The sequence below is a fragment of the Streptomyces sp. 13-12-16 genome (assembly GCF_002114215.1).
Taxonomy (GTDB): domain Bacteria; phylum Actinomycetota; class Actinomycetes; order Streptomycetales; family Streptomycetaceae; genus Streptomyces.
The window spans coordinates 1-3746 of sequence record NZ_NCTE01000844.1 but is presented as its reverse complement, the minus strand read 5'-3'; the positions used below and the strand labels follow the sequence as shown (position 1 = coordinate 3746).

4 protein-coding genes and 2 pseudogenes are annotated in these 3746 nt (G+C 73.5%); 3 read left to right on the top strand and 3 right to left on the bottom strand.

Annotated features, from left to right (window positions below; genetic code table 11):
* Positions 1–241, top strand: a pseudogene (locus tag B7767_RS30365) (futalosine hydrolase); the annotation flags it as partial.
* On the top strand, positions 228–1088 hold the full coding sequence (locus tag B7767_RS30360; protein ID WP_085574946.1) for a 1,4-dihydroxy-6-naphthoate synthase: 861 nt from the start codon (positions 228–230) through the stop codon (positions 1086–1088). The pseudogene B7767_RS30365 and the gene B7767_RS30360, both read left to right, overlap by 14 nt.
* Before the next feature lie 4 nt (positions 1089–1092).
* Here the strand turns inward: B7767_RS30360 and B7767_RS49145 are convergent, their stop codons facing one another.
* Positions 1093–1476 carry a cold-shock protein gene (locus B7767_RS49145; protein WP_030864536.1) on the bottom strand — a complete coding sequence of 128 codons (384 nt, stop codon included), beginning with the start codon at positions 1474–1476 and terminating at the stop codon, positions 1093–1095.
* A 164-nt stretch (positions 1477–1640) separates the two neighbouring features.
* On the opposite strand from B7767_RS49145, the gene B7767_RS30350 reads away from it, so the two are divergent.
* The gene (locus B7767_RS30350; RefSeq protein WP_085574945.1) at positions 1641–1907 is read left to right on the top strand and encodes a hypothetical protein; all 267 of its coding nucleotides are present in this window, start codon (positions 1641–1643) and stop codon (positions 1905–1907) included.
* Positions 1908–1918: 11 nt separating this feature from the next.
* On the opposite strand, the gene B7767_RS30345 is transcribed toward B7767_RS30350, so the two are convergent.
* Both B7767_RS30345 and B7767_RS30340 read right to left on the bottom strand, forming a co-directional pair.
* The gene (locus B7767_RS30345; protein WP_085574947.1) at positions 1919–2548 is read right to left on the bottom strand and encodes an HAD family hydrolase; all 630 of its coding nucleotides are present in this window, start codon (positions 2546–2548) and stop codon (positions 1919–1921) included.
* A gap of 446 nt (positions 2549–2994) precedes the next feature.
* Positions 2995–3746 (bottom strand): annotated as a pseudogene (locus B7767_RS30340) (hypothetical protein); the annotation flags it as partial.

Genomic DNA, 3746 nt, shown 5'->3' with positions numbered 1-3746 from the left:
CGCCGCCGCGCTCCGCGCCCGTCACCCCCGCGCCCTCGCCGAGGCCATGGAGGGCTTCGGGGTCGCCGAGGCCGCCGCCGCGCACGGCGTGCCCGTGCTGGAGGTGCGGGCGGTGTCGAACCCCGTCGGCCCGCGCGACCGCGCCGCCTGGCGCATCGGCGACGCCCTGAGCGCCCTCACCGAGGGCTTCGGGAAGCTCGCGCCCGTCCTGGAGAGTTGGATTCAGCATGACCACCCCTGAGCAGCAGCAGCGCCTGCGGATCGCCTACTCGCCCTGCCCGAACGACACCTTCGTCTTCGACGCCCTCGCCCACGGCCGGGTCCCCGGCGCGCCCGCGGTCGACGTGACGTTCGCCGACATCGACGTCACCAACGGCATGGCCGAGCGAGGTGAGCTGGATGTGCTGAAGGTGTCGTACGCGGTCCTGCCGTACGTCCTCGACACCTACGCCCTGCTCCCCTGCGGGGGCGCGCTGGGGCGGGGCTGCGGGCCGCTGGTGCTGACCCGGGAGGCCGGGACGGACCTGACCGGCCGTACGGTCGCGGTGCCGAGCGAGCGGTCGACGGCGTACCTGCTGTTCCGGCTGTGGGCGGCGGACGTCCTGCCGGGCGGGGTGGGCGAGATCGTGGTGATGCCGTTCCACGAGATCATGCCCGCCGTGCGGGACGGGAAGGTCGACGCGGGACTCGTCATCCACGAGGCCCGCTTCACGTACCAGGACTACGGGCTGCACCGGCTCGCCGACATGGGTGAGCACTGGGAGCGGACCACCGGGCTGCCGATCCCGCTGGGCGCGATCATCGCGAAGCGGTCGCTGGGCGAGGAGACGCTGACGCGGCTCGCCGAGTCCATTCGCACATCGGTGCGGATGGCCTGGGACGAGCCCGAGGTGTCGCGTCCGTACGTCATGGAGCACGCCCAGGAGATGGACCCGGCCGTCGCCGACCAGCACATCGGGCTGTACGTCAACGAGTTCACCGCCGGTCTCGGCGAGGACGGCTACGCGGCCGTACGGGGGCTGCTCACGCGCGCGGCGGCCGAGGGACTGGTGCCGCCCCTCGGCCCGGACGCGCTGCGGTTTCCCTGACCCCTCACACGTCCAGCTGGTCGGCGACCGCGCGGAGCAGACCGGCGATCTTCTTGCCGGCCGCGCGGTCGGGGTAGCGGCCCCGCTCCAGTGACGGCGTGATGTTCTCCAGCAGGGTCGTCAGGTCCTGGACGATGGAGGCCAGCTCGTCCGGCTTCTTGCGCTGGGCCGCCGCGACCGACGGGGCCGGGTCCAGGACGGTCAGGGAGAGGGCCTGGTCGCCGCGCTGTCCGGCGACCACACCGAACTCGACGCGCTGGCCCGGCTTGAGGGCCTCGACTCCGGCGGGGAGGACCGAGGAATGCACGAAGACGTCTCCGCCGTCGTCACGGGAGAGAAAGCCGAAGCCCTTCTCACTGTTGAACCACTTGACCTTGCCGGTGGGCACGTCTGTCCTCGTCCTCGTACTCGTCGGGAAAACTGCTTCGGAAAACGGCTCTTGATAGCACTCGGGCGGGCCCGATGACCCGCCGGTACCAAGGCTAATGGTCTTCGGGCCGGTGACAAGACGTCACCCGGTTGTTCCTTCGCGCTGGGAACTACCCTGGTCCGGTGCGTGACAAAACCCAAGCGAATTCCCCCGCGCCCGGTGACGGCCTGGTCCGTGCCGGTGCCATCGTCTTCTTCGTCGGCGCCGTGGCCACTCTGGTCACCGTGACCCCGTTGTTCCTCGGGACGACGCCCTTTCCGACGTACATGTTCGGGCTGAGCATGTTCATGGCCGTCGGATTCCTGATGGCCGGCGCGGGCGTACTGCGTTCGGCCGCGGCGGGGCGCCGCCGGGCGCGGGCGGGGCAGGTTTCCGGTCCGGTTTCCTGAGCGGTTTCCGGTCAGCCGTCCGAGCGGTAGTCCGAAAACCACCGCGGGAATTCCGGCAGACCGGTGAGGACGACGTCCGCGCCGGCCTCGCGCAGCTCCGTGGCGTCGCAGGGACCGCTGGCGACGGCGACGGACAGCGCGCCGGCGGTCCGCGCGCCGCGCACGTCACCCACGTGGTCGCCGACGTAGACGGCGGCCTCGTGCTCGCGCAGCGCGAGCGCCTTCTGCTCGGCCCACAGGTTCCCGATCACGGCGTCCGGCTCGATGCCGAGGTGGGCCAGGTGCAGTTTGGCGTTGGGCTCGTACTTGGCGGTGACGACGATCGCGCGCCCGCCCGCCTCCCGTACGGCGGCTATCGCCTCACGGGCGCCGGGGAGGGCGGGCGTGGCGGTGATGGCGTACGTCGGGTACATCGCCCGGTAGAGGTCCGCCACCTCCTCGACCCGCCCGGCCGGGAACCAGTTGGCCAGCTCGTCCACCAGCGGCGGGCCGAGGCGGGTGACCGCGAGGTCGGCGTCGATGTACGTCCCGGTCCGCTCGGCCAGCGCGAGGTAGCAGGCGCGGATGCCGGGGCGGGAGTCGATGAGCGTCATGTCGAGGTCGAAGCCGACGGTGGGCGGGAGGGGGGTGGTGATGGCCATGCGCGCCATTGTCCCAACACCGCGGCCACGGGCAGCCGCGCCGCCTGTCGCCGCGGGCAGCCGTCCCGCCCGTAGCCACGGGCAGCCGCGCCGCGTAACCGCGGACAGTCCCCCCGCGTAACCGCGAGCCGTCCCCACGTAACCGCGCCGCGTGACCGCAGGCAGCCGCGCCGTGCAACCGCGGGCGATCGCGCCACGTAACCGCGGGCAGCCGCGCCGCGTAACTGCGGGCAATCGTGCCGCTGGGGCGGCACGGGTGGGCGCAGCGGCGCCTGGCCGGCGCCGTGAGCGCACCCGACGCCCGGGGTGGATCGCGCCCCCGCCGCCCCTTCCCGTTCCCGACCCCCGGGGGTGCTGCCCCCGGACCCCCGCTCCTCAAACGCCGGAGGGGCTGGATGTGCCGAACGGGCCGAGTTCAGCCGAAGGCGCTGGGCCGAGCCGCAGGGTCAGCGTTGGCGTTGGGAGCGCCAGACCAGGAACAGCGCCGTGGTGAGGGCTGCGGCCCGGACGACCCACGGCCAGGTCTCGGAGACCGCCGCGTTCATGTGCCCCTCGGCGATGGGCGTGCCCCAACGCCCCGCCGTCCTCCCCCAGAGCCACACGACGCCGCCCGCGAGCGCGAGGCCGGGAAGGATCACCACCGCCCATTTGATCTCCGCCTGGGTCAGGCGGCGGGAGGCGTAGGCGATGAGCCAGCCCAGGATCAGGGCGCGCCAGTCACCGATCACGGTCCCCGCGACCAGCAGACCGGCGGCGAGCAGGAGCAGGGGGTTGCTCCAGCGGCCGGACGGCAGGCGCGGAAGGAAGCGGCGGCGGCGACGGGAAGCGGCGGGCTCCTCCTCCGCCTCGGGCGCGGCGGCCGGCTCGTCCCGCGCTGCCTCCTTCTCCTTCGCCGGGGGCGGCTTGAGGAGTTCGGGGATCTCGACCCCGCCGACGAAGCCCGGCACCTCGTCACCGATGCCGAACGCGCTGTTGTCCACCCGCCACCAGTCGGGCTGGGTGGAACTGTCGCCGAGTTCGTCCGTGCCGGCCCGGTGCGGCGGGGACGGTACGTCGGCGGGGACGGGACCGCCGTCCGGTGTCCCGGCGGGACGGGGGCGGGGGACGATCCGGCGCAGGACGCCCTTGGGGCGGTCGGCGCGGGCGTCCTCGCGGGCGCCGTCACGGGCGTCACCGCGCGCGTCCTCGCGGGCCCCGG

Excerpts from the sequence above, each read along its gene's own strand:
- B7767_RS30360 (WP_085574946.1), top strand. The coding sequence starts at position 228 with ATGACCACCCCTGAGCAGCAGCAGCGCCTGCGGATCGCCTACTCGCCC.
- B7767_RS30345 (WP_085574947.1), bottom strand. The coding sequence starts at position 2,548 with ATGGCCATCACCACCCCCCTCCCGCCCACCGTCGGCTTCGACCTCGAC.